The sequence below is a fragment of the Streptomyces alfalfae genome (assembly GCF_004127445.1).
Lineage (GTDB): Bacteria > Actinomycetota > Actinomycetes > Streptomycetales > Streptomycetaceae > Streptomyces > Streptomyces alfalfae.
This window is the reverse complement of sequence record NZ_QEXM01000043.1, coordinates 261,275-287,245: the sequence shown is the minus strand read 5'-3', so window position 1 is coordinate 287,245 and position 25,971 is coordinate 261,275. Positions and strand designations below refer to the sequence as shown.

General features: G+C 73.3%; 24 protein-coding genes. 13 read left to right on the top strand and 11 right to left on the bottom strand.

Annotated elements, in window-relative coordinates; all coding sequences use genetic code 11:
* Positions 1-91 precede the first annotated feature (91 nt).
* Both DCW30_RS24235 and DCW30_RS24230 read right to left on the bottom strand, forming a co-directional pair.
* On the bottom strand, positions 92-1,120 hold the full coding sequence (locus DCW30_RS24235; RefSeq protein WP_076683462.1) for a zinc-dependent alcohol dehydrogenase: 1,029 nt from the start codon (positions 1,118-1,120) through the stop codon (positions 92-94).
* Complete coding sequence (locus DCW30_RS24230; protein ID WP_062780448.1) at positions 1,117-2,283, bottom strand: mandelate racemase/muconate lactonizing enzyme family protein; 1,167 nt, start codon at positions 2,281-2,283, stop codon at positions 1,117-1,119. The genes DCW30_RS24235 and DCW30_RS24230 overlap by 4 nt, the downstream gene beginning before the upstream one ends.
* A 258-nt stretch (positions 2,284-2,541) precedes the next feature.
* Here DCW30_RS24230 and DCW30_RS24225 point away from each other — a divergent pair, with 258 nt between their 5' ends.
* Together DCW30_RS24225 and DCW30_RS24220 are read left to right on the top strand one after the other, a co-directional pair.
* The gene (locus DCW30_RS24225) at positions 2,542-3,312 is read left to right on the top strand and encodes an IclR family transcriptional regulator (RefSeq protein ID WP_062780446.1); all 771 of its coding nucleotides are present in this window, start codon (positions 2,542-2,544) and stop codon (positions 3,310-3,312) included.
* Entirely contained in the window at positions 3,309-4,172 is an 864-nt protein-coding gene (locus DCW30_RS24220; RefSeq protein WP_076683460.1) for an SMP-30/gluconolactonase/LRE family protein, read from the top strand. Before DCW30_RS24225 ends, DCW30_RS24220 begins: the two co-directional genes overlap by 4 nt.
* Positions 4,173-4,236: 64 nt before the next feature.
* On the opposite strand, the gene DCW30_RS24215 is transcribed toward DCW30_RS24220, so the two are convergent.
* The 6 genes from DCW30_RS24215 to DCW30_RS24190 all read right to left on the bottom strand — a co-directional run bounded on the left by DCW30_RS24215 (position 4,237) and on the right by DCW30_RS24190 (position 10,331).
* Positions 4,237-5,235, bottom strand: a complete 999-nt coding sequence (locus tag DCW30_RS24215) for an ABC transporter substrate-binding protein (protein WP_076683459.1) — start codon at positions 5,233-5,235, stop codon at positions 4,237-4,239.
* 41 nt (positions 5,236-5,276) lie between these two features.
* The gene (locus tag DCW30_RS24210) at positions 5,277-6,044 is read right to left on the bottom strand and encodes an ABC transporter ATP-binding protein (protein WP_076683457.1); all 768 of its coding nucleotides are present in this window, start codon (positions 6,042-6,044) and stop codon (positions 5,277-5,279) included.
* Between the two features lies 1 nt (position 6,045).
* Positions 6,046-7,098 (bottom strand): FecCD family ABC transporter permease, encoded by a 1,053-nt coding sequence (locus tag DCW30_RS24205; protein ID WP_373569004.1) that lies wholly within the window; start codon positions 7,096-7,098, stop codon positions 6,046-6,048.
* Positions 7,099-7,139: 41 nt separating this feature from the next.
* Positions 7,140-8,411, bottom strand: a complete 1,272-nt coding sequence (locus DCW30_RS24200) for an MFS transporter (RefSeq protein ID WP_079249919.1) — start codon at positions 8,409-8,411, stop codon at positions 7,140-7,142.
* Entirely contained in the window at positions 8,408-9,244 is an 837-nt protein-coding gene (locus tag DCW30_RS24195; RefSeq protein ID WP_076683455.1) for a Rossmann-like domain-containing protein, read from the bottom strand. Before DCW30_RS24195 ends, DCW30_RS24200 begins: the two co-directional genes overlap by 4 nt.
* A gap of 94 nt (positions 9,245-9,338) precedes the next feature.
* The gene (locus DCW30_RS24190) at positions 9,339-10,331 is read right to left on the bottom strand and encodes a pyridoxal-phosphate dependent enzyme (RefSeq protein ID WP_076683453.1); all 993 of its coding nucleotides are present in this window, start codon (positions 10,329-10,331) and stop codon (positions 9,339-9,341) included.
* Positions 10,332-10,494: 163 nt separating this feature from the next.
* Between DCW30_RS24190 and DCW30_RS24185 the strand changes: the two genes are divergently transcribed.
* The 10 genes from DCW30_RS24185 to htpG all read left to right on the top strand — a co-directional run bounded on the left by DCW30_RS24185 (position 10,495) and on the right by htpG (position 23,503).
* The gene (locus DCW30_RS24185) at positions 10,495-11,466 is read left to right on the top strand and encodes a GHMP family kinase ATP-binding protein (RefSeq protein ID WP_237283528.1); all 972 of its coding nucleotides are present in this window, start codon (positions 10,495-10,497) and stop codon (positions 11,464-11,466) included.
* Positions 11,467-11,477: 11 nt separating this feature from the next.
* On the top strand, positions 11,478-12,311 hold the full coding sequence (locus DCW30_RS24180) for a M55 family metallopeptidase (protein ID WP_076683451.1): 834 nt from the start codon (positions 11,478-11,480) through the stop codon (positions 12,309-12,311).
* Positions 12,304-13,668, top strand: coding sequence for a M20/M25/M40 family metallo-hydrolase (locus DCW30_RS24175; protein WP_076683449.1), 1,365 nt, complete (start codon positions 12,304-12,306; stop codon positions 13,666-13,668). The genes DCW30_RS24180 and DCW30_RS24175 overlap by 8 nt, the downstream gene beginning before the upstream one ends.
* Positions 13,669-13,694: 26 nt before the next feature.
* Positions 13,695-15,683, top strand: coding sequence for a dipeptidyl-peptidase 5 (locus DCW30_RS24170; protein WP_076683447.1), 1,989 nt, complete (start codon positions 13,695-13,697; stop codon positions 15,681-15,683).
* A complete protein-coding gene (locus DCW30_RS24165) occupies positions 15,680-16,609 on the top strand; it encodes a S66 peptidase family protein (RefSeq protein WP_076683446.1) in 930 nt (309 codons plus the stop codon). Before DCW30_RS24170 ends, DCW30_RS24165 begins: the two co-directional genes overlap by 4 nt.
* A 188-nt stretch (positions 16,610-16,797) precedes the next feature.
* Positions 16,798-18,597 carry a CocE/NonD family hydrolase gene (locus DCW30_RS24160; RefSeq protein WP_076683444.1) on the top strand — a complete coding sequence of 600 codons (1,800 nt, stop codon included), beginning with the start codon at positions 16,798-16,800 and terminating at the stop codon, positions 18,595-18,597.
* A gap of 119 nt (positions 18,598-18,716) precedes the next feature.
* Positions 18,717-18,953 carry a hypothetical protein gene (locus DCW30_RS24155; protein ID WP_062780419.1) on the top strand — a complete coding sequence of 79 codons (237 nt, stop codon included), beginning with the start codon at positions 18,717-18,719 and terminating at the stop codon, positions 18,951-18,953.
* A 26-nt stretch (positions 18,954-18,979) separates the two neighbouring features.
* Positions 18,980-19,549, top strand: a complete 570-nt coding sequence (locus DCW30_RS24150) for a GNAT family N-acetyltransferase (protein WP_076683442.1) — start codon at positions 18,980-18,982, stop codon at positions 19,547-19,549.
* A 72-nt stretch (positions 19,550-19,621) separates the two neighbouring features.
* Positions 19,622-21,598 (top strand): DUF5107 domain-containing protein, encoded by a 1,977-nt coding sequence (locus tag DCW30_RS24145; RefSeq protein WP_076683440.1) that lies wholly within the window; start codon positions 19,622-19,624, stop codon positions 21,596-21,598.
* A gap of 75 nt (positions 21,599-21,673) precedes the next feature.
* The gene (gene htpG, locus DCW30_RS24140) at positions 21,674-23,503 is read left to right on the top strand and encodes a molecular chaperone HtpG (RefSeq protein WP_076683438.1); all 1,830 of its coding nucleotides are present in this window, start codon (positions 21,674-21,676) and stop codon (positions 23,501-23,503) included.
* A 62-nt stretch (positions 23,504-23,565) separates the two neighbouring features.
* Here the strand turns inward: htpG and DCW30_RS24135 are convergent, their stop codons facing one another.
* Positions 23,566-23,922: a VOC family protein gene (locus DCW30_RS24135; RefSeq protein ID WP_076683436.1), complete on the bottom strand. Its 357-nt coding sequence runs from the start codon at positions 23,920-23,922 to the stop codon at positions 23,566-23,568.
* A gap of 135 nt (positions 23,923-24,057) precedes the next feature.
* Positions 24,058-24,135, bottom strand: coding sequence for a 50S ribosomal protein bL37 (locus DCW30_RS38285; protein ID WP_370443954.1), 78 nt, complete (start codon positions 24,133-24,135; stop codon positions 24,058-24,060).
* A gap of 142 nt (positions 24,136-24,277) precedes the next feature.
* Between DCW30_RS38285 and DCW30_RS24130 the strand changes: the two genes are divergently transcribed.
* Positions 24,278-24,754, top strand: a complete 477-nt coding sequence (locus DCW30_RS24130) for a phage holin family protein (protein ID WP_076683434.1) — start codon at positions 24,278-24,280, stop codon at positions 24,752-24,754.
* Between the two features lie 15 nt (positions 24,755-24,769).
* Here the strand turns inward: DCW30_RS24130 and DCW30_RS24125 are convergent, their stop codons facing one another.
* The gene (locus tag DCW30_RS24125; RefSeq protein ID WP_076683432.1) at positions 24,770-25,867 is read right to left on the bottom strand and encodes an enolase C-terminal domain-like protein; all 1,098 of its coding nucleotides are present in this window, start codon (positions 25,865-25,867) and stop codon (positions 24,770-24,772) included.
* Positions 25,868-25,971 lie beyond the last annotated feature (104 nt).

The window sequence follows — 25,971 nt, the reverse complement described above, 5'->3', positions numbered from 1 at the left end:
GGCGGGAACGCCCCGAAGGGGTACGGGGCTGTGTGGTCATCGGCGGCTCCGCCACGGGCGCGACCGGCCCGCGGCGGAGCACGGCGGAGCGTCAGGGCGCCAACAGCACCTTCCCGACCTTCGGGTCGCCCGAGCCGACCAGGGCGACGGCCTCCCCGAACCGTTCGAGCGGCAGCTCATGGGTGATCAGCGGGGCGGGGTCGAGCAGCCCGAGGCCGAAGGCCCGCACCGCGTCGGACCAGGCGGAGGACGGCGCCCCGAAGACGGACCGCACCTCCAGCTGGCTGAGCGACAGATGGACGGGGTCGATGCCCACGGCCCCGGCCGCGAACATCCCGGTGAGCACGACCCGCCCGCCCCTGCGCGCGAGCAGGCAGGACGAGGCGGCCGTGGTCGGCGCCCCCGCGGTCTCGACGACCAGGTCGAAGCCGCCGGCGCCGGCGGCCGCCTCCTCGGGCGACAGGGCGTCCGTCGCCCCGAACACCCGGGCCTGATCGCCCCGGGCGGCCCGGGGGTCGACGACCACCAGCTCGGCGGGGCTGGACGCCGCGAGCAGCTGGACGGCGAGCAGCCCCAGCGTCCCCGCGCCGACCACCGCGACCCGCTCACCGGGCCGGGGCAGCCCCGCGCGCACGGCCGCGGCGATCACCGCCGAGGGTTCGAGCAGGGCGGCCGCCCGCAGGTCGGCGTCGTCCCGCAGTGGATGCAGCAGCCGGGCGGGCACGGTGAGGTGGTCCGCGAAGGCGCCGGGCTCGGTGAACCCCGTCTCCGCGTAGCCCCCGGCGCACAGGCTGGTCTCCCCGCACCGGCAGCGCTCGCAGCCGCCGCACGCCCGGAACCCCTCGGCGACGGTCCTGCGGCCGACGAGCGCGGGATCGACGCCCGCGCCCACGGCGGCCACGGTCCCCGACCACTCGTGGCCCGGGATCACCGGGTAGCGCACGTAGGCCGCGTCGCGGTGGCCGTCGTACACCTCGCGGTCGCTCATGCAGATCCCGGCGGCCGCCACCCGGACGAGGACCTCGCCGGGGCCGGGCTCCGGGACGTCCCCGGTGACCAGGCGGTGCTCGCCGGGGCGCTCGACGACGACCGCGCGGCTGTTCGCCGTCCCGTCGCTCACCCCTCGGCCCCGCCCGGCGACCGCTTCTCCCAGCCCTCGGCCCACAGGTCGAACCGGGCCTGCTGCTGCGGGAACTCCGCCGCGGCGTCCGTGTCGAGCTCGACGCCGAGGCCCGGCGCGTGGGACAGCTCGAAGCACCCGGTCTCCGGGTCCACCTGCGGCGCGCCCTTGACGACCTTCTTGATGTCCGCGTCGGCGAAGTCGTTGAAGTGTTCAAGGATCTTGAAGTTCGGCGCGGTGAAGCCGACCTGGAGCGAGGCCGCGGTCAGGACCGGGCCGCCCACGTTGTGCGGGGCCACGAGCATGTAGTGCGTCTCGGCGGTGGCCGCCAGCTTGCGGGTCTCCCAGATGCCGCCGATGTGGCCGACGTCGGGCTGGATGATGTCGACGGCCTGACTCTCGAACAGCTCGCGGAACTCGATGCGGTCGTGGATGCGCTCACCCGTGGCGACCGGCATGTCCACCTTGGCGGCGACCTTCTCCAGGGCCTTGAGGTTCTCCGGCGGCACCGGCTCCTCCAGCCACGCGGGGCGGAACGGCGCGAGGTCGCGGGCGAGGCGGATCGCGGTGCTCGGCGCGAACCGGCCGTGCATCTCCAGCATCAGCTCGGCCTCGGGGCCGATCGCGTCCCGCACGGCCTCGATCAGGGAGACCGCGTACCGGCTCTGCTCGTGGTCGAGTTCGTAGTGCCCGGTGCCGAAGGGGTCGATCTTCAGGGCGCGGTAACCGCGCTCCATGACGCCCTTGGCCGCCTTGTGGTACGCCTCCGGGGTGCGCTCGGTGGTGTACCAGCCGTTGGCGTAGGCCTTGACGCGGTCGGTGACCTTGCCGCCGAGGAGCTGCCAGACGGGGACGCCGAGGGCCTTGCCCTTGATGTCCCAGCAGGCCATCTCGATGACCGCGATGCCGGACATCACGATCTCGCCGGCCCGGCCGTAGTCGCCGTACTTCATCCTGCGGACCAGGTCCTCGGCCGCGAACGGGTCGGATCCCTTGATGTGGTTGGCCTCCGCCTCGCGGAGGTAGCCGATGAGCGCGTCGGTGTGCCCGAGCATGCGGGTCTCACCGATCCCGGTCAGTCCCTCGTCGGTGTGCACCTGGACGTAGGTGAGGTTACGCCAGGGCGTTCCGACGACATGCGTGCTGATTCCCGTGATACGCAAGGCAGTTGCCCCTTGACTTGTTCGGTATTTCGTCACACGTTCGAAATGTTGGCGTGACGGTAATCACGGTGGCCGGAACGTGTCAATGGGTATGGCTGAACGGTCTTGCGGGGCGCCGACGTGCGCCCCGCCGCCCTCCGTGACCCCCGCCCCGCGACCGGGCGGCCATTGCGCCGCGAACGACGCCGTGCCTAACCTGTGTTCGTCATACCGATCAGCGACCGAAGTTTCGGACGCGCAGGGTGGGAAGGCCGATCAATGGGACGACTTGTGCCCGCGGTGACCAGGTCGCTGGACATACTCGAACTCTTCCTGGAGGGCGACGGGACGTTCTCCGCGCCCGAGGTGACCCGCAGGCTCCAGCTGCCGCGCACCACCGTGCACGAACTGCTCACCACCCTGGCCGCCCGCTCCTACCTCGTCCAGATACCGGACCAGCCGGGCCGCTACCGCCTCGGCGTGCGCACCTACCAGCTCGGCAGCAGGTACGCGGAACAGCTCGACCTCGCGGCCGAGGGGCAGCAGATGGCCCGTGAGGTCGCCGAGACCTGCGACGAGACCGTCCACGTCGCCATCCTGGAGGACACGGACGTCATCTACATCGCCAAGGTCGACTCCACGCACGCCGTGCGCATGGTCTCCGCGGCGGGCCGCCGTCTGCCCGCGCACTGCACCTCGGTCGGCAAGATGCTCCTCGCCTCGCTGCCGGAGCCGGAGCTCGAAGCGCGGCTGCGCGGCCGGGAGTTCGCCGCGATGACGCCGGACAGCATCACCGACCCCGACGAGCTGCTCGCCGCGCTCGCCGAGATCCGCGAGCGGGGCGTCGCGGTCGAGCACCGGGAGTCCAACCCGGACGTGAGCTGCGTGGCGGCGCCGGTGCGGGACAGCGCGGGCCGGGTCGTGGCGGCGCTCTCCATCTCCGTGCCGATGATCCGCTGGAGCGAGGAGCGCGAGCGGGAACTGGCCGAGCTCGCCGCCAAGGGCGCCGGTGACCTGTCCGTCCGCCTCGGCCACCGGGAGGCGCGGTGAACACCGCCTACGAGGTCGCGGTGCGGGCGGAGGCGCAGCTCGGCGAGGGGCCCACCTGGGACCCGGCCGCCGGGCGGCTGATCTGGGTCGACATCCTCGGCTCGCGCGTGCACACCTACGACCCCGCGGACGGCCGCCGCACGGTCATGGCCACCGGGCAGCACGTCGGCGCCGCGAAGCCCCGCGCGGGCGGCGGCCTCGTGGTGAACCTCCGCGACGGCGTCGGGCTGTACGGGCCGGGCGGCTCCACCTTCTCGTGGCTGGTGCGCGACCCGGTGCCGGGGCGGCGCGGCAACGACGCGGCGGTGGCGCCGGACGGCTCGCTCTGGGCGGGCGCCATGCGCTACGACGAGGCGCCGGGCGGCGGCGGCCTCACCCGCGTCGACCCGGACGGGACCACCGCCGACCAGGGCGCGGGCACCGGCGACGTGGCGGTCAGCAACGGCACGGGCTGGAGCCCCGACGGGCGGCTCATGTACTACGTGGACAGCCCGACGCGGCGCGTCGACGTCCTCGACTTCGACGGCCGGACCGCCCGCGGCCGACGCCCGTTCGCGGTGATCGAGGAGGACGGGGCGGGCGACCCCGACGGCCTCACCGTCGACGCGGAGGGCTGCGTGTGGGTGGCCCTGTGGAACGGCGGCGCCGTCCGCAGGTACACCCCCGACGGACGGCTCGACCTGACCGTCGAGCTGCCGGTGCCCCGCCCCACCGCCTGCGCCTTCGGCGGCCCCGGCCTGCGCGACCTCTACATCACCACGGCCCGCGTCGGCCAGGAGCGCCCGCACCCGCTGGCGGGCTCGGTGCTCGTGCTGCCGGACGCGGGCCAGGGGATGCCGGGCACGGCGTTCGCGGGCTAGGAGCCTGTCGTTCGGATCAGGCCGGCTGGAGGGGTGGCGCCTTTTCGGCTGGGTCCGGGCGGGGTCAGCGCTTCAGCTCCCGCAGGTACTTCCCGAACTTCTCCAGGCCGTCGATGTTGCGGGGCCCGCTGATGCCCTCGTTGTAGTCGAGCACGAAGAAGTTGTTCTTCCGCACGGCCGGCAGCTCCTTGGTGTGCGGGGACTTCTTCAGGAACTCGATCTTCTTCTTCGCGGGCTGGTCGCCGTAGTCGAAGATGATGACGACCTCGGGCTCGGCCTTGGTGACGGCCTCCCAGTTGACCTGGGTCCAGCGCTCGTCGAGCCCGTCGAAGATGTTCCTGCCGCCCGCCGCCTTGATGATGTCGTTGGGCGGCACCTGGCTGCCCGCGGTGAACGGCTGGTCGGTGCCGGAGTCGTAGAGGAAGACCGGCGCCGGGTCACCGCCCGCGGGCGCCTTCTCCTCGACGGCCGCCACGCGCTTCTTCAGACCGTCGACCACCCGCTCGGCCTTCTTCTCGACCCGGAAGATCTTGCCGAGCCGCTCCAGGTCGCTGTACAGCGCGTCGAACGGCGTGACCTTCTGCGGGTACTTCGGGTAGTTGAAGCAGCTCTCGGTGTGCATGAAGCTCTGGATGCCGAGCTTGTCCAGGATCTTCGGGGTGATGCCGCGCTGGTCGCTGAAGCCGGAGTTCCATCCGGCCACGACGAAGTCGGACTTGGCCTCGACGACGAGTTCCTTGTTGAGCAGGTCGTCGCTGAGCATCTTCACCTTGGCGTACTCCGACGCCCAGGGCGACTCGCTCACCGGCGGGTTGGCGGGCGGCATCACGTAACCCGCCACGTGCTTGGTCAGGCCGAGGCTGAACAGCTTGTCGGCGCTGCCCCCCTCGTAGGCCACGGCACGCTCCGGCACGCGGTAGGAGACGGGCTCGCCGCATCTCTTGACGGTGACCTTCTCGGCGGCCTTGGCGTCGCCGCCCGATTCGACCTCGGCGCCGCAGCCGCTCATGAGCAGCGTGGCCGCGAGCGCGGACCCCAGGGCGATGGTTCGGGTGTGGGACATGGGGAGTTCGGTGCCTTTCGCAGGTGGTGCGGGTCGGTGGTTCAGGAGTGGAGGGCGTACAGGAGCTGCGGGTCGCCGGTCAGGGGGTGCGGCACGACGGTCGCCCGTACGCCGAAGACGTCCGCGACCAGCGCTTCGGTCAGGACGTCCTTGGGGGTCCCGGAGGCCACCAGACGCCCCTGGTGGAGCACGCCGAGGCGGTCGCAGGCGGCCGCCGCGAGGTTCAGGTCGTGCAGGACGACGAGGACGGTCGGGCCCGCGCCGCGCAGATGGGAGAGGATCTCCACCTGGTGGCGGATGTCGAGGTGGTTGGTCGGCTCGTCGAGCACGAGGACGCGCGGTTCCTGGACGAGGGCGCGGGCCAGCAGCACGCGCTGGCGCTCCCCGCCGGAGAGGGTGAGGATGCCGCGCCGGGCCAGGTGGGTGAGGTTGAGCCGTTCCATCGCCGCCGCGCACAACTCCCGCTCGCGTCCGGTCAGCGCCTGGTTGCCCCGCTGGTGGGGCGCCCGGCCGAGCGCCACGACCTCCTCCACGGTGAAGTCGAGGTCGACGGCGCCGTCCTGGGTCATGGCGGCGAGGAGTTGCGCGCTGCGGCGCATCGGCAGACGGGTGATGTCGTCGCCGCCGACGCGGACGGCGCCGGCCGCCGGGCGCAGGGCGCGGTAGACGCAGCGCAGGGCCGTCGACTTGCCGCTGCCGTTCGGGCCGACCAGGCCGACGACCTCGCCGTCGGCCACGTCGAGCGACAGGTCGTGGACCAGGCTCCTGCCGTCGATGGTGACGCCGAGCCCGTCGATGCGCAGGTCCATCTCAGCGCCCTCCGAAGACATGGCCCTTGCGGCGCATCAGCGTGATGAACACCGGTACCCCGACGAGCGCGGTGATGACCCCGAGCGGCAGCTCGCGCGGGGCGACCACCGTCCGGGAGAGCAGGTCGACCCAGACCATGAAGACCGCGCCGACCAGCGGGGCGACCGCGAGGACCCGGGCGTGGCCCGCGCCGACGACCATGCGCACCAGGTGCGGCATGACGAGCCCCACGAAACTGATCGCCCCGCTGACCGCCACCATCACGCCGGTGATCAGCGAGACGACCACGAGCAGGGACCTGCGGTGCCGGTCGGCGCTCACCCCGAGGCTCGCCGCGGTCTCGTCGCCGAGCGCGAGGACGTCGAGGGCGCGTCCGTACCGGTGGAGGACGGCGAGGCCGAGCAGGACCACGGCGGCGACGACGGGTAGCGCGCCCCAACTGGCGGCGCCGAAGCTGCCCATGGTCCAGTACAGGACCATCCCGGTGGCCTCGCTGTCCGGCGCGAAGTAGATGATGACGCTCATCAGGGCCTGGAAACCGAGCGACATGGCCACACCCGTCAGGACGAGCCGCAGCGGCGAGAGCGCGCCCCGGCTCGACGAGGCCGCGTACACGAGGAACGAGGCGACGAGCGCGCCGATGAACGCCCCGGCGGACACGGCGTAGACGCCGAGCGCGGCCAGGCCCCCGGTCACCGTCACGCCGACGGCGCCCACCGAGGCGCCCGAGGAGACGCCGAGGACGAAGGGGTCGGCCAGGGCGTTGCGCACCATCGCCTGGATGGCGACGCCGACCGCGCTGAGACCGGCCCCCACCAGCGCGGCGAGCAGCACGCGCGGCGTCCGGATCTGCCAGATGATCTGGTACGTGGTGATCTCGTCGGCGGCGATGGAGCCGCCGCTGAGCGCCACCCACAGATAGCGGGCGGTCTCCGCGGGCGTCACCAGGGCCGCGCCGAGGCCGATGGCGACCACGACGGACGCGACGAGGACCAGGAAGAGGGCGACGCAGGTCAGCACGAGCACCTTCGGCGAGGCGAGCCGTTCCCGCAGCGCGGTCCTCGGCTTCGCGGGAAGGGCCTCCGCGACGGCGCTCACGTGCTCTCCGCCTGTGTCACGTCGTCGCCCCCGCGCCCGCGCGGCACCAGCACGGCCGCGCCGAGCGCCGCGACGACCAGGGCGCCGAACACGACGGCGGTGCCGGGATAGCCGGCGAGGCCGAGGCCCGCGCCGCCGAGCGCCGCGCCGGCGAAGACGCCGAGGCTCTGGCCCGCGGCGTTCAGGCTCAGCGCGGAGCCGCGCAGCGCCGTGCCGCAGCGCCGTACGAGGAGGCTGACCACGCAGGCGGCGACGATCGCGTGGCTCGCCGCGTGCAGCGCGGTCATGGCGAGGGCGAGCGGCAGCCAGTGCGTGAAGTAGAAGCCCACGACGGAGACCAGGGCCGCCACCAGGCCGATGGCGAGCAGGCGCTCGGTGGTGACGCGCGGGGCGGCGGAGTTGGTGACGCGCCCGGTGAGCAGGTTGCTGACGAAGAACGAGGCGCCGCTGAGCGTCCAGACGAGGGTGAAGAGCCCGGCGTCGAGGTCGAACCGCTCCTCGTAAAAGGCCGCCAGATACGCCAGGTAGCCCATGAAGACGGCCGTGCGCAGGAAGCCGACGAGGAGCAGCGGCAGCACGCCGCGCACCGCCGCCAGCGCCCTGAACGAGGCGAGGTAGCCGACGCGCGGCGCGCCGGGCGGCGTCCCCGTCTCCTGCCGCTTGCCGCGCCGGGCCACGAACACCGCGGCCAGCAGCAGCGACAGCGCCGTCACGGCGAGCAGGTCGCCCTGCCAGCCCCAGAACAGCGCGGGCAGCGCGATGACCGGCGCCGCGAGCATGGCGGTCATGGACGTCGTCGCGGTCACCAGGGTGGCCGCGCGCCCGGCCGCCTTGCCGGAGCCGAAGCGGTCGGCCGCGGCGGCGGTGAGCGCCGGGTTCAGCACGGCGGTGCTCGCGCCGACGAGGAGGCAGAACACGGCGAACAGGGCGAAGCCCCCGGCGGCGCCGAGCCCGGCAGAGACGCCGAGCGCGACGAGCGCGCCGGCCGCCGCCCACTCCTTGGGGACGCGGTCGATGAACGGGGCCAGGGCGGTGCCGACGAGCAGGGCGGCCAGGCCGCCGAGTCCGCGCAGGCCGCCCATCGCGGCGACGCTGCTGCCCGCGTCGTCGGCGATGGGCACGAGGTAGGTGCTGAACACGGTGAACGGCAGCAGGCCCACGGCGGAGGCGAGCAGCACGGGCCACAGGGCGCGGGCCATCCGCAGGTCGCCGGGGACCGGTTCCTCGGCGTCGCCCGGCGCCGGGTTCCGCACGGCTTCGACGCTCACGCCGCGGCTCCGTCCTCGATCGCGGCGCGGTAGCGGTACATCGGCGTGGCGTCCGCGCTGAACTGGGAGAAGGTGAACGGCTCGGCGTTCAGCGCGGTCACGCCGGAGCCGACGAAGGCGCGGGCGACGGCGCTGCCGCTCTGGGCGTAGACGGTCAGCGGCGTGCCGTGCTCGACGCAGTGCCGCAGGATCAGGTCGAAGGTGCCGTTGCTGAGCGTCATGCCGGTGGCGACCACGGCGTCGGCCGCGGCGAGGACCTCGGTCATGTCGTCGGTGACCGGGTCGCCCCAGGCGGTGGCGCGGAGGTTGAGGTCGCAGGGCAGACAGACGCCGCCCCGCTCGCGTATCGCCGCGACCAGCGGGTTGACGACGCCGATGAGGGCGACCTTGGCGCCGGGTGCGATGTCGAGCAGCCCGGCGACGGCGGCGTCACGGGCCTCGGCGCGCACCTCGGGCGTGCCGGTCGGCAGCATGACGCGCTCGGCGTCGGGGGCGTCGCGGTGCGGGCGCACGCGGGCCAGATAGGCGTCGAGCGCGGCCGTGCGCACGGGCGCCGACTCGTGGCGCAGCAGCTTGGCCAGGGGCTGCCCGGAGGCGTTCTCGCAGAACTCCGGGCCGAGTTCACCGGCCTCGAAGGAGCAGGCCCCGAAGGCGTCGCCGACGCGGAACAGCAGGTAGTGGTTGTGGTAGGTGACATCGCCGCCCGCGAGGCGGGTGGTGTTGTACAGCCAGAACGCGCTGGTGACGGTCAGCTCGGCCGGATCGGGCCCGTGGGCGCCGGCGAGGACGGCCTCGGTGAGCTCGGCGACGGTCTGGGGAGCGGGGTGTGACATGTGTGTTCTCTCTGAGGGGATGGCCGGAAAAGGGATGGCCGGAAAAAAAGGGGGGGCCTCAAGGCGGCCGCAAGCGGGGCCTCAAGGGGTGGCCTCAAGGCGCGACGGCGGGCCAGTCGGCGGTGGACCACGGAAGGCGCAGCTCGTCGAGCGAGGTGATCTCGTGCGGCTTCAACGTGTCGATGTCCGGGGCCTGTTCGTGCCGGGCGTAGGCGCTGTCGACGTAGCGGTGGCCGGTGTCGGCGGCGATGAAGACGTAGGTGGGCGAGTCGTCCCTGCGCCGCTCCCAGAGCGCGCCGAGGTAGGCGGCGCCCGCCGAGAGCCCCGCGAAGATGCCGCTGGAGCGCAGCAGGGCGACCGCGCCGGAGACCGCGCAGTCGAAGTTCACCCAGTGCACGCGGTCGTACAGCTTGTGCCGGACGTTGTCGAAGGCGATGGCGCTGCCGATCCCCGCGATGATCATGTCCGGGTCGGCGACGTGCTCGGACCCGAAGGTGACGCTGCCGAAGGGCTGCACGCCGACCAGCGTCACATCCCGCCCCGACTCCCGCAGATAGCTCACGATGCCGCCGGTGGAGGCCCCGGAGCCGACGCCGCCGACCAGTGCGAGGGGGCCTGCGGGGATCTCCCGGCAGATCGACTCGGCCACCTCGCGGTAGCCGCGGTAGTGGATGGCGTCGTGGTACTGCCGCATCCAGTGGTACGAGGGGTTGGCGGCCAGGATCTCGGCGATGCGCCGCACCCGCGCCTCCTGGTCGAGCCGCAGGTCCGTGGAGGGGGCGACCTGTTCCAGGGTGGCGCCGAGTATCTCCAGCTGGACGCGGGTCGAGCGGTCCACGGTCGTGGAGCCCACGATGTGGCACTTCATGCCGTAGCGGTGGCAGGCGAGCGCCAGGGCCTGGGCGTAGATGCCGCTGGAGCTGTCGATGAGCGTGTCGCCGGGCCGCACCGCCCCGGTGTCGAGCAGGTGCCGGACGGCGCCGAGGGCCGAGTAGACCTTCATGGTCTCGAACCGCAGGCAGGCCAGGCCGGGTTCGAGGGATATCAGGTCGGGTTTCTTCACCGCTTCTGCGATGTGCGCGTGCATGGCTGGGACCCCCCGGGTGGGACTGGGACAGGACTGGGAGCGGAAGAGGCCGTGAGCATCACACTAGATGAAAATGATTGTCAAGACCGGGTAAGGTCGGCACACTGGCCCCCGCGGGGCGGCGAGCCGTACGCCCCGCGCAGTCGAGAGGAGTCGTGTGAAGCTGTCCCATCAGGCCGCGGTCCTGCCCCGCCCGCACCGTCGGGAGCCGTCCGCGAGGACGGGGACGGGCACCGCCTTCGGCACCTTCGGCGAGCTGCTCCAGGGCGTGCTCCCGGAAGCGGACGGGGACTTCCTCGTGACGCTGCCGGTCGCCCGCTGGACGATGGCCACCTTCCGCGAGGGCTCCGCGTCCGGCGCCATCGAGGTGTGGCCGCCGCGCAAGACCAAGGCGCTGCGCCTCGCGCGGATGATCGCCGCGTCGGCGCCCCGCGGGCCCGCCCGCGGCGGGGTGCTCACCGTCAGCAGCGTGATCCCCGAGGGCAAGGGCCTCGCCAGCTCCTCCGCCGACCTGGTGGCGACCGCGCGCGCGGTCGGCAGGGCCCTGGACGTCGCGATGCCGCCCGCCCGCATCGAACGGCTCCTGGCCCGCATCGAGCCCACCGACGGCGTGCTCTACCCCGCGATCGTCGCCTTCCACCACCGCAGCGTCCGGCTCCGCTCGGTCCTCGGCTCGCTGCCCGCCATGGCCGTGGTCGGCGTCGACGAGGGCGGCGCCGTCGACACCGTGGACTTCAACCGCATCCCCAAGCCGTTCACCGCCGCCGACCGGCGCACCTACGTCGACCTGCTCGGCAGGCTCACCGACGCGGTGCGCGCCAGGGACCTCGCCGAGGTCGGCAGGATCGCCACGCGCAGCGCCCTGATGAACCAGACCCTGCGCCACAAGCACGCCCTCGACCCCATGCGGGCCATCTGCCGCGAGGTCGGCGGCCTCGGCGTCGCCGTGGGCCACAGCGGCACGACGCTCGGGATACTGCTCGACGCCACCGACCCCTCCTACACCCGGCGCGTGACGGCGGCGGCCCGGGCCTGCGCGGAACTCGCGGGCGCCGTGGCGGTCTACCGGACCCTGAGCTTCGACACGGCCGCGAACACCGTCTCGGGCTGGAAGGGCGGCCGCCCCCACGCGTAACGTGACGCAGCATGAAGATCCTCATCAGCGCCGACATGGAGGGCGCCACCGGAGTGACCTGGCCGGCCGACGTGCTGCCGGGCACCGCCCAGTGGGAACGGTGCAGGTCGATGTTCACCTCGGACGTGAACGCGGCCGTGCTCGGCTTCTTCGACGGCGGGGCCGACGAGGTGCTCGTCAACGAAGCCCACTGGACCATGCGCAACCTCCTGCTGGAGCAGCTGGACGAGCGGGCCGAGATGCTCACCGGACGGCACAAGTCGCTGTCCATGGTCGAGGGCGTCCAGCACGGCGACGTGGACGGCATCGCGTTCGTCGGCTACCACGCGGGCGCGGGCATGGAGGGCGTGCTCGCCCACACCTACCTCGCCAACCAGATCACCGGTGTCTGGGTCAACGGCGTCCGCGCCAGCGAGGGGCTGCTGAACTCGCACGTCGTCGCCGAGTTCGGTGTCCCCGTGGTGCTCGTCACCGGCGACGACCTGACCTGCGAGGACGCCCTCGGCTACGCGCCCGGCGCGCTGAAGGTCGCCGTCAAGGACCACGTCTCGCGCTACGCGGCCGTCTGCCGCACCCCCGCCCGCACCGCCGCCGACATCCGCGCCGCCGCCAAGGAGGCCGTCGCGCTCGCCAACCGCCGGGAGCCGGTGGCGGCGGGCCCGTTCACCGTCGAGGTCGAGTTCGACGCCGAGCACCTCTCGATGGCGTCGACCGTCGTCCCCGGTGTGCGCCGGACGGGGGAGCGCAAGGTCGCCTACGACAGCGAGACGATGTACGAGGGAATCCGTACCTTCAAGGCGGTTACGACGATCGCCTCTGCCGCCGTGGAGGAGCAGTATGGCTGAGCACGACGAGGAGCGGGGCCGGGAGTCCGGGGGCGATGACCAGGTGGACGCGCGGGCGCTCGACGAGGTCGTGGCGTTCACGTCCGAGCTGATCCGGATCGACACCACCAACCGCGGCGACGGCGACTGCCGCGAGCGGCCCGCCGCCGAGTACGCCGCCGAACGCCTCTCCGAGGCCGGCCTGACGCCGACGCTCCTCGAACGCAGCCCCGGGCGCACCAACGTCGTCGCCCGCGTCGAGGGCACGGACCCCGGCGCCGACGCGCTCCTCGTCCACGGCCACCTCGACGTCGTGCCCGCCGAGGCCGCCGACTGGAGCGTGGGCCCCTTCTCCGGGGAGATCCGCGACGGCGTCGTCTGGGGCCGCGGCGCGATCGACATGAAGAACATGGACGCGATGATCCTGGCCGTCGTCCGGCGCTGGGCCCGCGCCGGAGTGCGGCCGAGGCGCGACATCGTGGTCGCCTTCACCGCGGACGAGGAGGCCAGCGCCGACGACGGCTCCGGATTCCTCGCCGACAAGCACGCCCCGCTCTTCGAGGGCTGCACGGAGGGCGTCAGCGAGTCGGGGGCCTTCACCTTCCACGACGGCCGCGGCAACCAGCTCTACCCCATCGCCGCCGGCGAGCGCGGCACGGGCTGGCTCAAGCTGACCGCGCGCGGCACGGCCGGCCACGGCTCCAAGGTCAACCGCGCCAACGCGGTGAGCAGGCTCGCCGCCGCCATCGCCCGCATCGGCGACCACCGGTGGCCGGTGCGGCTCACCCCGACCGTGCGGGCCGCGCTCGCCGAACTCGGCGCGCTCTACGGCCTCCAGGGCGACCCCGAGGCGCCGGGCTTCGACGTGGACGACTTCCTGGAGAAGCTCGGCCCGACCGCCGCGCTCGTCGAGCCCACGGTCCGCAACAGCGCCAATCCCACGATGCTGCAGTCGGGTTACAAGGTCAATGTGGTCCCCGGGGAGGCCGTGGCCTACGTCGACGGCCGCTTTCTGCCCGGCGGCGAGGAAGAGTTCCGTAGCACGCTTGACCGGCTCACCGGGCCTGACGTGGACTGGGAGTTCTACCACCGCGAGGTGGCGCTGCAGGCGCCGGTCGACTCGCCGACGTACGCGCGCATGCGCGCCGCCGTCGAGGAGTTCGCGCCCGAGGGGCACGTCGTGCCGTACTGCATGTCGGGAGGCACGGACGCCAAGCAGTTCTCCCGCCTCGGCATCACGGGCTACGGCTTCTCGCCGCTCAGGACACCGGAGGGCTTCGACTACCAGGCGCTCTTCCACGGGGTCGACGAACGCGTGCCGGTCGAGGCACTGCATTTCGGCGTCCGTGTCCTCGACCGCTTTCTGCGTACGGCCTAGGAATGACATTGGGGGACGAGAGGGACATGAAGCAGACCCGGGCGTACGGATCATGGCCGTCGCCGATCGACGCCGAGCTGGCGGCCGCCCACGACGGCGCCCCGGCGTACGTCGGCTACGTCGGCGCCGAGGCGTGGTGGACCGAGCCGCGGCCCACCGAGGCCGGCCGCCGCGCGCTGGTGCGGCGCCTGCCCGACGGCGAGGAGCGCACCGTGCTGCCCGCGCCGTGGAACGTGCGCAGCCGCGTCGTGGAGTACGGCGGACGCCCCTGGGCCGGAGCCGACCGGCCCGAGGGGCCGCTGCTCGTCTTCGTCGACTTCGCCGACCAGCGCCTGTACGCGTACGAGCCCGACACCCCCGGCGCGGAGCCGCGCCCCCTGACCCCGCGCTCCGACGTGGGCGGCGGGCTGCGCTGGGCCGACCCGGTGGTCCACGCCGACCGCGGCGAGGTCTGGTGCGTGTGCGAGGAGTTCACCGGGGAGGCGCCCACCGACGTGCGGCGGGTGATCGCCGCGGTGCCGCTCGACGGCTCGGCGGCCGACGACCGGGCCGCGGTGCGCGAACTCTCCGACGGCGGCCACCGCTTCGTCACCGGACCCCGGCTCTCGCCCGACGGCGGCCGTGTCGCCTGGATCGCCTGGGACCACCCGCGGATGCCGTGGGACGGCACGGAACTGATCGTCGCCGACGTCCGCGCGGACGGCGCCTTCGGCGGGGCGCGGACCTTCGCGGGCGGCCCCGAGGAGTCCATCGCCCAGGTGGAGTGGGCGCCGGACGGGCGACTGCTGTTCGCCGGCGACCGCAGCGGCTGGTGGAACCTGTACCGCGCCGCCCCGGACGCCCCGGAGAGCGCACGGCCGCTCTGCCCGCGCGACGAGGAGTTCGCCGGCCCGCTCTGGCAGATCGGCCTGAACTGGTTCGCGCCGCTCGACAGCGGCCTCGTCGCCGTCGTGCACGGCACGGGCTCCTCCGGCCTCGGCATACTCGACCCCGAGACCGGCGAGGTCGTCGACACCGCGGGCCCCTGGACGGAGTTCGCGGCGACCGTCGCCGCGCACGGCCCCCGGGTGCTCGGCGTCGCCGCGAGCCCCCGCAGCGGCTACGAGGTCGTGGAGCTGGACACCGGCACCGGCCACGCCCGCGTCGTCGGCGCCGCCCACGGCGACCCCGTGGACCCCGCGTACTACCCGGAACCGCAGATCCGCACCTTCCTCGGCCCCGCGGGGCGCGAGATCCACGCGCACGTCTACCCGCCCCACCACCCCGGCCACACCGCGCCCGACGACGAGCTGCCGCCCTACGTGGTGTGGGCGCACGGCGGCCCCACCAGCCGCTCGCCCCTCGTGCTCGACCTCGCCATCGCCTACTTCACCTCGCGCGGCATCGGCGTCGTCGAGGTGAACTACGGCGGCTCCACCGGCTACGGCCGCGCCTACCGCGAACGGCTGCGCGAGCAGTGGGGCATCGTCGACGTCGACGACTGCGCGGCCGTCGCCCTCGCCCTGGCCGACGAGGGCACCGCCGACCGGAACCGGCTCGCGATCAGGGGAGGCAGCGCGGGCGGCTGGACCACGGCCGCCTCCCTCGCCACCACGGACGTCTACGCCTGCGGCACCATCATCTACCCGGTGCTCGACCTCACCGCGTTCGCCTCCGGAGGCACCCACGACCTCGAATCGCGCTACCTGGAGTCGATGGTGGGACCGTTCGCCGAGGTCCCCGGACGGTACGCGGAGCGCTCGCCCCTGGCGAACGCCGACCGGATCACCGCGCCGTTCCTGCTCCTCCAGGGCCTCGACGACGTGGTCTGCCCGCCCGCCCAGTCCGAGGAGTTCCTGGCCAGGTCGGAGCGGCGCGGGCTGTCGCACGCCTACATCGCCTTCGAGGGCGAGGGGCACGGCTTCCGTCGCGCCGACACGATGACCCGCGCTCTGGAGGCCGAACTGTCCCTGTACGCACAGGTCTTCGGCATCGAACTCGCCGGCCGCGTCCCCACCCTGGAGCTCGACAAGTGAGACCCCTCGCACGCCCGCCGCGGCTGGCGCCCGGGGCCAAGGTCGCCGTCGTCGCGCCCAGCGGCCCCGTCCCCGAGGCCAGGCTCCAGGCGGGCCTGGACATCCTGCGCGGCTGGGACCTGGACCCGTTCGCCATGCCCCACGTCCTCGACACCGGCCGGGACCTCGGCTATCTCGCGGGCGCCGACGCGAGCCGGGCCCGCGACCTGGAGCAGGCGTGGTGCGACCCGTCCGTGGCCGCCGTCTTCTGCGCCAGGGGCGGGTACGGCGTCCAGCGCATGGCCGACCTCGTCGACTGGGACGCGATGCGCCGGGCCGCGCCCAAGGTGTTCCTCGGCTACAGCGACATCACCGCCCTGCACGAGGCGTTCGCCACGCGGCTCGGCGTCGCCACGCTGCACGGTCCGATGACCGCCACCGAGGACTTCCTGAAGAACGCGCGGGCCCAGGACCACCTGCGCACGACCCTGTTCACCCCGGAGGACGCCCGGGTGATCACGGCCCCGGAGGGCGCGGGCACACTGGTCGGCGGCCGGGCCAGGGGCGTCACGCTCGGCGGCTGCGTGTCGCTCCTCGCCGCCGGCCTCGGCACACCGGACGCACGGCCCTCCGCGCGCGGCGGTCTGCTGCTCCTGGAGGACATAGGCGAGGAGGCGTACCGCCTCGACCGCATCCTCACCCAGCTCCTGCGCGCCGACTGGCTGACGGGGGTCGCGGGCATCGCCCTCGGCTCCTGGCAGGAGTGCGGGCCCTACGCCGAGGTGCGCGCCGTCCTCGCCGACCGGCTCGGCGGCCTCGGTGTCCCGGTGGCCGAGGAGTTCGGCTTCGGGCACTGCGCGGGGGCGCTCACGATGCCGTTCGGGGCGGTGGCCGAACTGGACGCCGACGCGGGCACATTGACCCTGGAGATGCCCGCGCTCGCCTAGCGGCGGTCCCGGGGGCGGGCCGGCGGCCGCGTCCTCCGGGAGAAACCGCTGTCACGATCGTTGACCGTCGCCTGACACGTGTCACAGCATGAACACACCGGTGCCTACCGGTCAGTAGACGCCGGTCTCCGCCCCTGCGGGCGTCCCGCCGGCATCCGCCGCCGGCCGTCCTCAGCGTGGAGGTCCCCTTGTCCCGTCGCCTCGCCCCCACCCGCGCACCGCTCGCCCTCGCCGTCACGGCGGCCCTCGCCGCACCGCTCGCCGTCACCGCTCCGGCCACGGCCGCGGCGGGCACGGCGAGCACCACGGGCCGGTACACCGTCACCGCGCTGAGGATCACCGTCCCGGCCGGCGGGCGGAACTGCACGGTCGACGCCGACCTGTACCGGCCCGCCGGGGTGGACGCCGAGCACCCCGCCCCCGCCGTGCTCACGACCAACGGCTTCGGCGGCAGCAAGTCCGACGGCGGGACCGCCGCGGCGGGCCGGGCCTTCGCCGAGCGCGGCTACGTCTCACTCGTCTACTCCGGCCTCGGCTTCGGCAAGTCCGGCTGCCTGATCTCCCTCGACGACCCGGACATCGACGGCAGGGCCGCCTCCGGGCTCGTCGACTTCCTCGGCGGCGAACGCGCCGCCGACGACGGCACCACGGTCGACTACGTCACCGCCGACGGCGCGGGCGACCCGCGCGTCGGCATGATCGGCGGCTCCTACGGCGGCGCCATCCAGCTCGCGACGGCGGCCGTGGACCACCGTGTCGACGCCCTCGTCCCCATGGTCACCTGGCACGACCTCTCCTACTCCCTCGACCCGAACAACACGGCCGACCGCCGCGTCCCCGGCGCCGCCAAATGGCAGTGGATGAACGGGTTCTTCCTCATCGGCGAGGGCCAGCCGCTGCTCCAGCCGGGCCTCGACCCCTCCCGCGTCAACTCCCTGAAGTGCCTGCACTTCGTCACCCGGGCCTGCGAGACCATCCGCACGCTCAACTCCGGCCGCTACCCCGCCGACCGGACGAAGGCCCTCCAGGAGTACGCGCGCGGCGTCTCCCCGGTCTCCTACCTCGACCGCGTCAAGGCGCCGACCCTCCTCGTGCAGGGCCAGGCCGACAGCCTCTTCAACCTCGGCGAGGCAGAAGCGACGTACAAGACGCTCAAGGCGCACGGCGCCACCGCGAAGATGATCTGGCAGTCCGCGGGCCACAGCGGCGGCGAGAGCGACCCGGCCTCCGGCGAACTGAACATGGAGGCGGGCAACCTGGAGACCTCCTACGTCGGCCGGCGCGTCCTCGCCTGGTTCGACCGCTATCTGCGCCGCGACAAGAGCGCCGGCACCGGCCCGTCCTTCGCCTACTACCGCGACTGGGTCGACGACCCGCGGCACACCTACGCGACCGCCGACGCCGTCCCCGCACCCCACCGCAGGCTCTACCTCTCCGGCGACGGCAAGCTCGTCGACAACCGCGGGAAGGTGGCGCGCGGCAGCCGCGAGTACCGCAACCGGCTGGTCCCCACCAACCACTCCGAGTCCTCCCTCGCCGGGATGCTCGGCCTGCGCGACCCCGCCCCGTACGACCGGAAGGGCACCTACCTCGACTGGACGACCGAGCCCTTCGCCGACGCCGTGGACGTGGTGGGCACGCCCCGGGCGCGGCTGAAGGTGACCTCGCCGAGGACCGAGCGGGTGCAGCACTCCGGCGACGCGGCCGACAAGCTGGTCCTCTTCGCCAAGCTGTACGACGTCGCGCCCGACGGCGCCACCACGCTCGTCCACCGGCTCGTCTCCCCGGTGCGGGTGCCCGACGTGACGAAGCCGTTCACCGTCTCGCTGCCCGGCATCGTCCACCGCTACGGCAAGGGCCACCGGCTGCGCCTGGTGGTGGCGGCGAGCGACAGCGCGTACGGCCGGAACCGGGGCGTCAAGCCGGTGACGGTGACCAGCGCCCCCGGCGACACCGGCACCCTCGACCTGCCCGTCGTCCGCCACTGACGTTCACCCGCATGGCCCAGCGGCGCGGCCCGGAGGGACCCCCACCGCGCGCGAACCGGCACCGGCCGCCCATGCTGGTGCCGGGGGAGGCAGCACACCTCCGACGGAAGGGTCCCACCATGAGCCCAAGGACTGCCAAGCGCGGCTCGACGGACGGCGGCGGCATGGTGACGCCCGGCAGGGTCGTCGTCGCCCTCATCGGCGTCCTCACCCTGGTCTTCATCTTCGAGAACACGCGCAGCACCAAGATCCGCCTGCTGGTCCCCGAAGTGACCATGCCGCTGTGGGCGGCCCTGCTCGCCACGGGGCTCCTCGGCGCCCTGTGCGGCGCCTATTTCATCGGGCGGCGCAGATGACGGCGGGCCCCGGATAGCGTGGTCCGATGCCCGAGACACCCCTGCCCGACACACCACGCCACCTCGCCGTCGGACCGCGCGTGGCGATACGGCACTTCCGCCTCGCGGACGCCGCCGAGTTCACGGCACGCGCGCGGGAGAGCCGTGCGCTGCACCGGCCCTGGCTCTTCCCGCCCCACACCGACGACGCCTACCGCGCCTACGCCACCGCCCTCATCGACGACCCGGCCAGGGAGGGCTTCCTGCTCTGCGAGCGGGACGGCGGCGCCATCGCCGGGTTCATCAACATCAACAACATCGTCCTCGGCGGCTTCCGCTGCGGGACGCTCGGCTACGGCGCCTTCGCGCACGCCGCGGGGCGGGGCCTCATGGACGAGGGGCTCGGGCTCGTCATCACGTACGCCTTCACGGAGCTCGCCCTGCACCGCCTCGAGGCCAACATCCAGCCGGGCAACGCCGCGTCCCTCGCCCTGGTGCGCCGCCGGGGCTTCCGCTACGAGGGCTTCTCGCCGGACTTCCTCCACGTCGACGGGGCCTGGCGCGACCACGAACGCTGGGCGCTGACGGCGAAGACGGCGGGCCGCACGGCATCCTGAGCGGGCCGTGCGCGCCCTTTGCGCGAACCTGACCCGGCGGCCCTCTTCTCGGCGCCCCGGCGACCGTGTTCCATGGTGATCGTGAAGACCACCGTGCGCCGCGACGTACTCACCCTGCCCGCCGCCCCGCTGGGCCCCGAGAACCCGCTGCCACCGCTGCGGCCCCTGCGCGAAGTGCACCGGCCCGACGAGCGCGACAAGCAGGACCTGCCGCGCGACATGGCCCGCCAGCTCGGCCACGAACCGCTGCGCAGCATCCTGCCCGTACGCGTGCTCGACGGGTACGGCCGCGAGCGCACCGAGACGGAACTCGACACCCTCGTCATCGAGAACGACCGGCTGCGCGCCACCGTCCTGCCCGGGTACGGCGGCCGGGTCCACTCCCTGCTGCACAAGCCGACCGGACGCGAACTCCTCTACCGCAACCCGGTGCTCCAGCCCGCCGGCTTCGCGCTCAACGGCGCCTGGTTCTCCGGTGGCGTCGAGTGGAACATCGGCGCCACCGGACACACCACCCTGTCCTGCGCCCCCGTCCACGCGGCCGCGGTCACCGCGCCCGACGGCGGGCCGATGCTGCGCCTGTGGGAGTGGGAGCGGCTGCGCGACCTGCCCTTCCAGGTGGACCTCTGGCTCCCGGAGGACTCCGACTTCCTGCACGTCGGGGTGCGCGTGCGCAACCCCCACGAGAAGCCGGCGCCCGTCTACTGGTGGTCGAACATCGCGGTGCCCGAGGAGCGCAGGGTGCTCGTCCCGGCCGACGAGGCGTGGCGGTTCACGTACACGGGCGGGCTGCGGAAGGTGCCGGTCCCCGAGGTCGAGGGCGTCGACCGGACGTACCCCGAGCGCGGTGAGCACCCCGCCGACTACTTCTACGACGTGCCGGACGGCGCCCGGCGCTGGATCGCCGCGGTCGACGAGGACGGGCACGGCGTCGTCCAGACCTCCACCGACCTGCCGCGCGGCCGGAAACTCTTCGTCTGGGGCTCGGGGCGGGGCGGCCGGCGCTGGCAGCGGTGGCTCACCGAGCCCGGAGCCGGAGGCTACGCGGAGATCCAGTCGGGCCTCGCGAGGACCCAGCTGGAACACGTGCGCCTGGACGCCGAGGCGGAGTTCAGCTGGCTGGAGTCCTACGGGCCGATCGCGGCACGGCCCGACCGCGCGCACGGCGACTGGCGGGGCGCGCGCGACGAGGTGGCCGCGCGGCTCGCCGACGCCCTGCCGCGCGAGGCGGTCGACGCCGCGTACGAGGCGTGGCTGCCCCACGCCGACGCCGAGCCGGGGGAGCGGCTCGCGACCGGTTCCGGCTGGGGCGCTCTCGAGGTGCTGCGGGCCGGGCACAAGCTGCCGGGCACGCCCTTCGAGGAGTCGACGCTCGGCCCCGAGCAGACGCCGTGGCTCGAACTGCTGCGCACCGGGGCCGTGCCCGAGCCGCGCAAGGTGGCGCCGCCCGGCCCCACGCTCGTCTCGCGGCACTGGCGCGACATGCTGGAGACGGCGCCCGCGCGCCCGCTCACCGAGTACCACCTGGGCGTCGCCCAGTGGCACGCGGGCGACCGCGCGCAGGCCGTGCGGAGCTGGGAGCGCGGCCTGGAACTGGCGCCCTCGCGCTGGCCGTTGCTGCGCTGCCTCGCCTTCGCCGACCAGGAGGAGGGCCATGGCGAGCGGGCCGCCGACCGGTACGCCGAGGCCTTCGACGACCTCTGCCAGGAGCGGCGCGACGACGGCGTCGCCTGGACGGCGGCGACGGCCGCCCTCGGCAGGGAGGCCATCACCGCCCTGCTCGCCGCCGACCGCCCGGAAGCCGCCAGGGAGGTGTGGCGGCGGCTGCACCACACGACCAGGGAAGAGGGCCGCTTCCGGCTCCTCGACGCCCGGATCTGTTACGCGGAGGGCGACCTGGCGGCGGTGCGCGCCGTCTTCGACGAGGGCTTCGAGGTCGCGGACCTGCGCGAGGGCGCCGAGATCCTGGGCGAGCTGTGGACCGCCGCCACCGGAGGCGAACCCGTGCCCGAGCGCTACGACTTCCGGATGCGGCCGCCGGCCGAGTGAGACCCCGACGCGTGCGCACGGCCCGCGCCCCTGAAAATATTGGCCTGGCAACCGAACCTACCCAGAAGGGAAGTCATGAGCACCGAGACGCTGGAGTTCCAGGCCGAGGCGCGCCAGTTGCTGGAGCTGATGGTCCACTCCATCTACTCCAACAAGGACATCTTCCTGCGCGAGCTCATCTCCAACGCCTCAGACGCCCTGGACAAGCGGCGCCTGGCCGGACTGCAGGACGAGAGCCTCAAGGCGGACGACCTGCGCATCGAGATCGAGGCCGACCCCGAGGAGCGCACGCTGACCGTGCGGGACAACGGCATCGGCATGTCGCGCGACGAGGTGGTGGGCCTGATCGGCACCATCGCCAGATCCGGCACGGCGGAGACGCTGCGCCGGCTCAAGGAGAACAAGGAGTCGGCCGAGCTGATCGGCCAGTTCGGCGTCGGCTTCTACTCCGTGTTCATGGTCGCCGACAAGGTCACCCTGCTGACCCGCAAGACCGGTGAGACGACCGGGGTGCGCTGGGAGTCGGACGGCGACGGCACGTACACGGTCGAGACGGTCGAGGACGCGCCCGAGGGCACCTCCATCCGCCTCCACCTGCGCCCCGCCGACCAGGAGGACGGTCTCTACGACTACACCGACGCGGCGAAGATCCGGGAGATCGTCAAGCGGTACTCGGACTTCATCTCGTTCCCCGTCACGATGGGCGACTCCACCCTGAACTCGATGAAGGCGCTCTGGGCCCGCCCGCGTTCGGAGGTGAGCGACGAGGAGTACCACGAGTTCTACCGGCACGTCAGCCACGACTGGTCGGAGCCGCTCGACATCATCCAGATGCGGGCCGAGGGCACCTTCGAGTACGAGGCCCTGCTCTTCCTGCCGGCGCGGGCCCCGCACGACCTCTACCAGCGTGACGCCCGCCACGGCCTCCAGCTGTACGTCAAGCGCGTGTTCATCCTGGACGACAGCCGCGAGCTGCTGCCCGACCACCTCCGCTTCGTCAAGGGAGTCGTGGACGCCGCCGACCTGTCGCTGAACATCTCCCGCGAGATCCTCCAGCAGGACCGGCACATCCAGCTCATCCGCCGCCGCCTGGCGAAGAAGATCCTCGCGTCCATCAAGGAGCTGATGGGCAAGGACGCCGACAAGTACCGCACGTTCTGGCGCGAGTTCGGCCCCGCCGTCAAGGAGGGCCTGCTCGACCCGTCCGAGGACCACAAGGCGATCCTCGACATCGCGTCGTTCGCCTCCACGGCCGGCGAGGAGCCGACCACCCTGGCCGACTACATCGAGCGGATGCCGGAGGGCCAGGACAAGATCTACTTCATGACCGGCGACACCCGCGCGCAGATCGAGAACTCCCCGCACATGGAGGCGTTCAAGGCCAAGGGGTACGAGGTCCTGCTGCTCACCGACCGGGTGGACGAGATCTGGGTCGAGGGCGTCCGCGAGCACGCGGGCACCGAGTTCCGTTCCATCGCGCGCGGCGAGGTCGACCTGTCCTCCGACGAGGAGGCCTCACCCGAGCAGGCCGAGGCCTACGCGCCGGTGCTGACGTGGCTGAACGAGACGCTCGACGACGTCAAGGACGTCCGTCTGACGACCCGGCTCACCAGCTCGCCGGCGTGCCTGGTCAGTGACGACGACGGGCTGACCCCGGCCCTGGAGAAGATGTACAAGGCGATGGGCCAGGAGCTGCCGCCCGTCAAGCGCATCCTGGAGCTCAACCCGGGCCACCCGCTGGTCGGCGCGCTCAGGACGGCGCACGAGAAGCGCGCGGACGACCCGGAGCTGAAGGAGACGGCCGAGCTGCTGTACGGCACCGCCCTGCTCGCCGAGGGCGGCGACCTCGCCGACCCCGCCCGCTTCGCCGCCCTGCTCGCCGACCGCCTCGGCAAGACGCTCTGAGCGACGCCGCATGACACCGCGGGCCGCCGCCCACCGGGCGGCGGCCCGCGGTGGGCCGTGCGTCAGGCCGTCGTCATGCGCCGGTCCACGTACTCGAAGACGGAGCCGTCCGGGTGCATCGCGATGAGGTTGCGGCCCGCCGGGGTGGGGACGGGCCCCGCGATGACGCGGGCGCCGGAGGCGGTCAGCACGGTGTACGCCTCCTCGACGTCCTGCACCGCGATGGTCGCCGCGACCTTGCGCAGCACGTCCAGCTCCTCCTTCGGGCCGCTCATCAGCAGGAAGCAGCCGACGGCGGCGACGGAGACGCCACCGCGCTCGAAGCGCATGGCTGTGCCGCCCGCGAGCCGTTCGTAGAACGCGACGGAGGACTCCAAGTCCTCGACGCAGATACGCAGCGTGGTCCCCAGGATCTCCATGGCGAGACGATTTCATGATTGCCCGCCCCGCCGCCACCGCCTCCGACAGGTCCGACACGCCCGTGGCGGGCCGGGCACGGCGAAGGGCGGCACCCGATCGGGTGCCGCCCTCCCGATGCCGCCGCACGCCCCCGGTCAGGACTGGGGACGGCTGCCGTGGTTCGCGCCGTTCTTGCGGCGGGCCTTCTTCTTGCGGCGTCGCTTCGAGGACATGGGTACCTCCGTGGTGCTGATGGTGCTTCCCGGACGGATGTGCGTCCGGGCGATCACGCCGCGCCTACCCACCCCGCAACCACGTCAAGGTGTGTGCCGCGTCACACCGTTACCGGCCCTGCGGCCCGGGTACCCGGGGGCCATGACGGGCTTCGAGAAGACCACTCCGACCGGCCTCGCCCACCAGCCGCTCGACAAGGCGCTCACCGATGAGCTGGTCCGTACGGTCCGCGAGGAACTCCGCGCGGAGCTGCGCGAACAAACCAAAAGGCAGCGCCGCAAGGCCACGCTGTACGCCGCGTCCGGCGCCGCCGCGCTCTACGCGGGCGCCGCGGTCGCCCTGGCCGTCGGCCTCGCCCTGACGCTCGGCCTGCCCGACTGGGCCGCGGCCCTCGTCGTCGCCGTGCTGCTCGGCCTCGCGGCGGTGCTGCTGCGAGGCGCGGCGCACCCGCGGAGCGGACAGGGCGCGCCCGGCACGGGGCGGCAGGACGCTCCAGCCGCTCCCGCCGCCGCTCCCTCTCCCTCTGCCTCTGGCGTCCCCGGCGCGCCCGGCGGCCCCGGCATCCCGGCGCCGCCGCCCATGCCGCCCTCGACGCCCGCGCCCGGCGGCGGGCGCTGAGCCCTGAGCCCCGGGTCACAGCACGCGGAACTCCTCGACCTCGTCCGTGCGCAGTTCGAGGCCGTGCCCGACGCCGCCGTCCGGGCGGATCGTGCCGCCGGTCGGGTCGAGCGCCCCGTCGAAGAACATCGACTCGATGCGCACATGGTCGTGGTACCACTCGACGTGCCGCAGATTGGGCACGCACGCCGCGACCGCCGCGTGCGCGTGCGGCGCGCAGTGCGCCGAGACCTCCAGGCCGTGCGCCTGCGCGAGGGCCGCCGCGCGCAGCCACTCGGTGAGGCCGCCGCAGCGCGTCGCGTCCACCTGGAGGCAGTCCACGGAGCGGATCATGCGCGCGAAGTACGGCAGGTCGTAGCCGTGCTCGCCCGCCACCACGTCACACACCAGCGCGTCCCTGACCTGCGCGAGCCCGCACAGGTCGTCCGAGGACACCGGTTCCTCGAACCAACCGACGCCCTGCTCGGCCAGGACGTTGCCCACCCGCACCGCCTGCTTGCGCGTGTAGGCGCCGTTGGCGTCGACGTACAACTCCGCCTGCGGGCCGATGACGTCGCGTGCGGTGCGCACCCGCGACACGTCGCGGGCCGCCGCCCGGCCCCACGCCTCGCCGATCTTTATCTTCACGCGCGGGATGTGCTGGCCGTGCACCCAGCCGTTGAGCTGGGCCGCCAAATGCGTGTCGTGGTACGTCGTGAAGCCGCCGCTGCCGTAGACGGGGACCTCGTCGCGGACCGCGCCGAGGAGACGGACGAGCGGGAGTTCGAGGAGGCGTGCCTTCAGGTCCCACAGGGCGATGTCGAGCGCCGAGATGGCGCATCCGGCGGCGCCCGAGCGGCCGGTGTCGCGGACCGCCTTCGTCATCGCCATGTGAGCGGCGGGGATGTCCAGGGCGTCGAGCCCCAGGACCGCGGGAGTGAGCTGCTCGTCGACCAGGGCGGCGGTGGCCGCGGGCGCGTAGGTCCAGCCGGTTCCCGTGGCGTCGCCCGCGCTGACCTCGGCGACGACGATCGTCGTGGCCTCCCAGGCGAACGTGCCGTCCGCCTCGGGAGCGTCCGCGGGCACGGTGTAGGCGGAGACGACGGGCCGTTCTATGGGAACTGCGTCCTTCATCGGGATCTTCCTGTGTCCATGGTGCGCGGCGTGGGGGAGCCGGCGGCGGGGCACACGGGCCCGCGGCGGCCACAGACGTGCGCACGGGTCCCGTTCGACCGGTT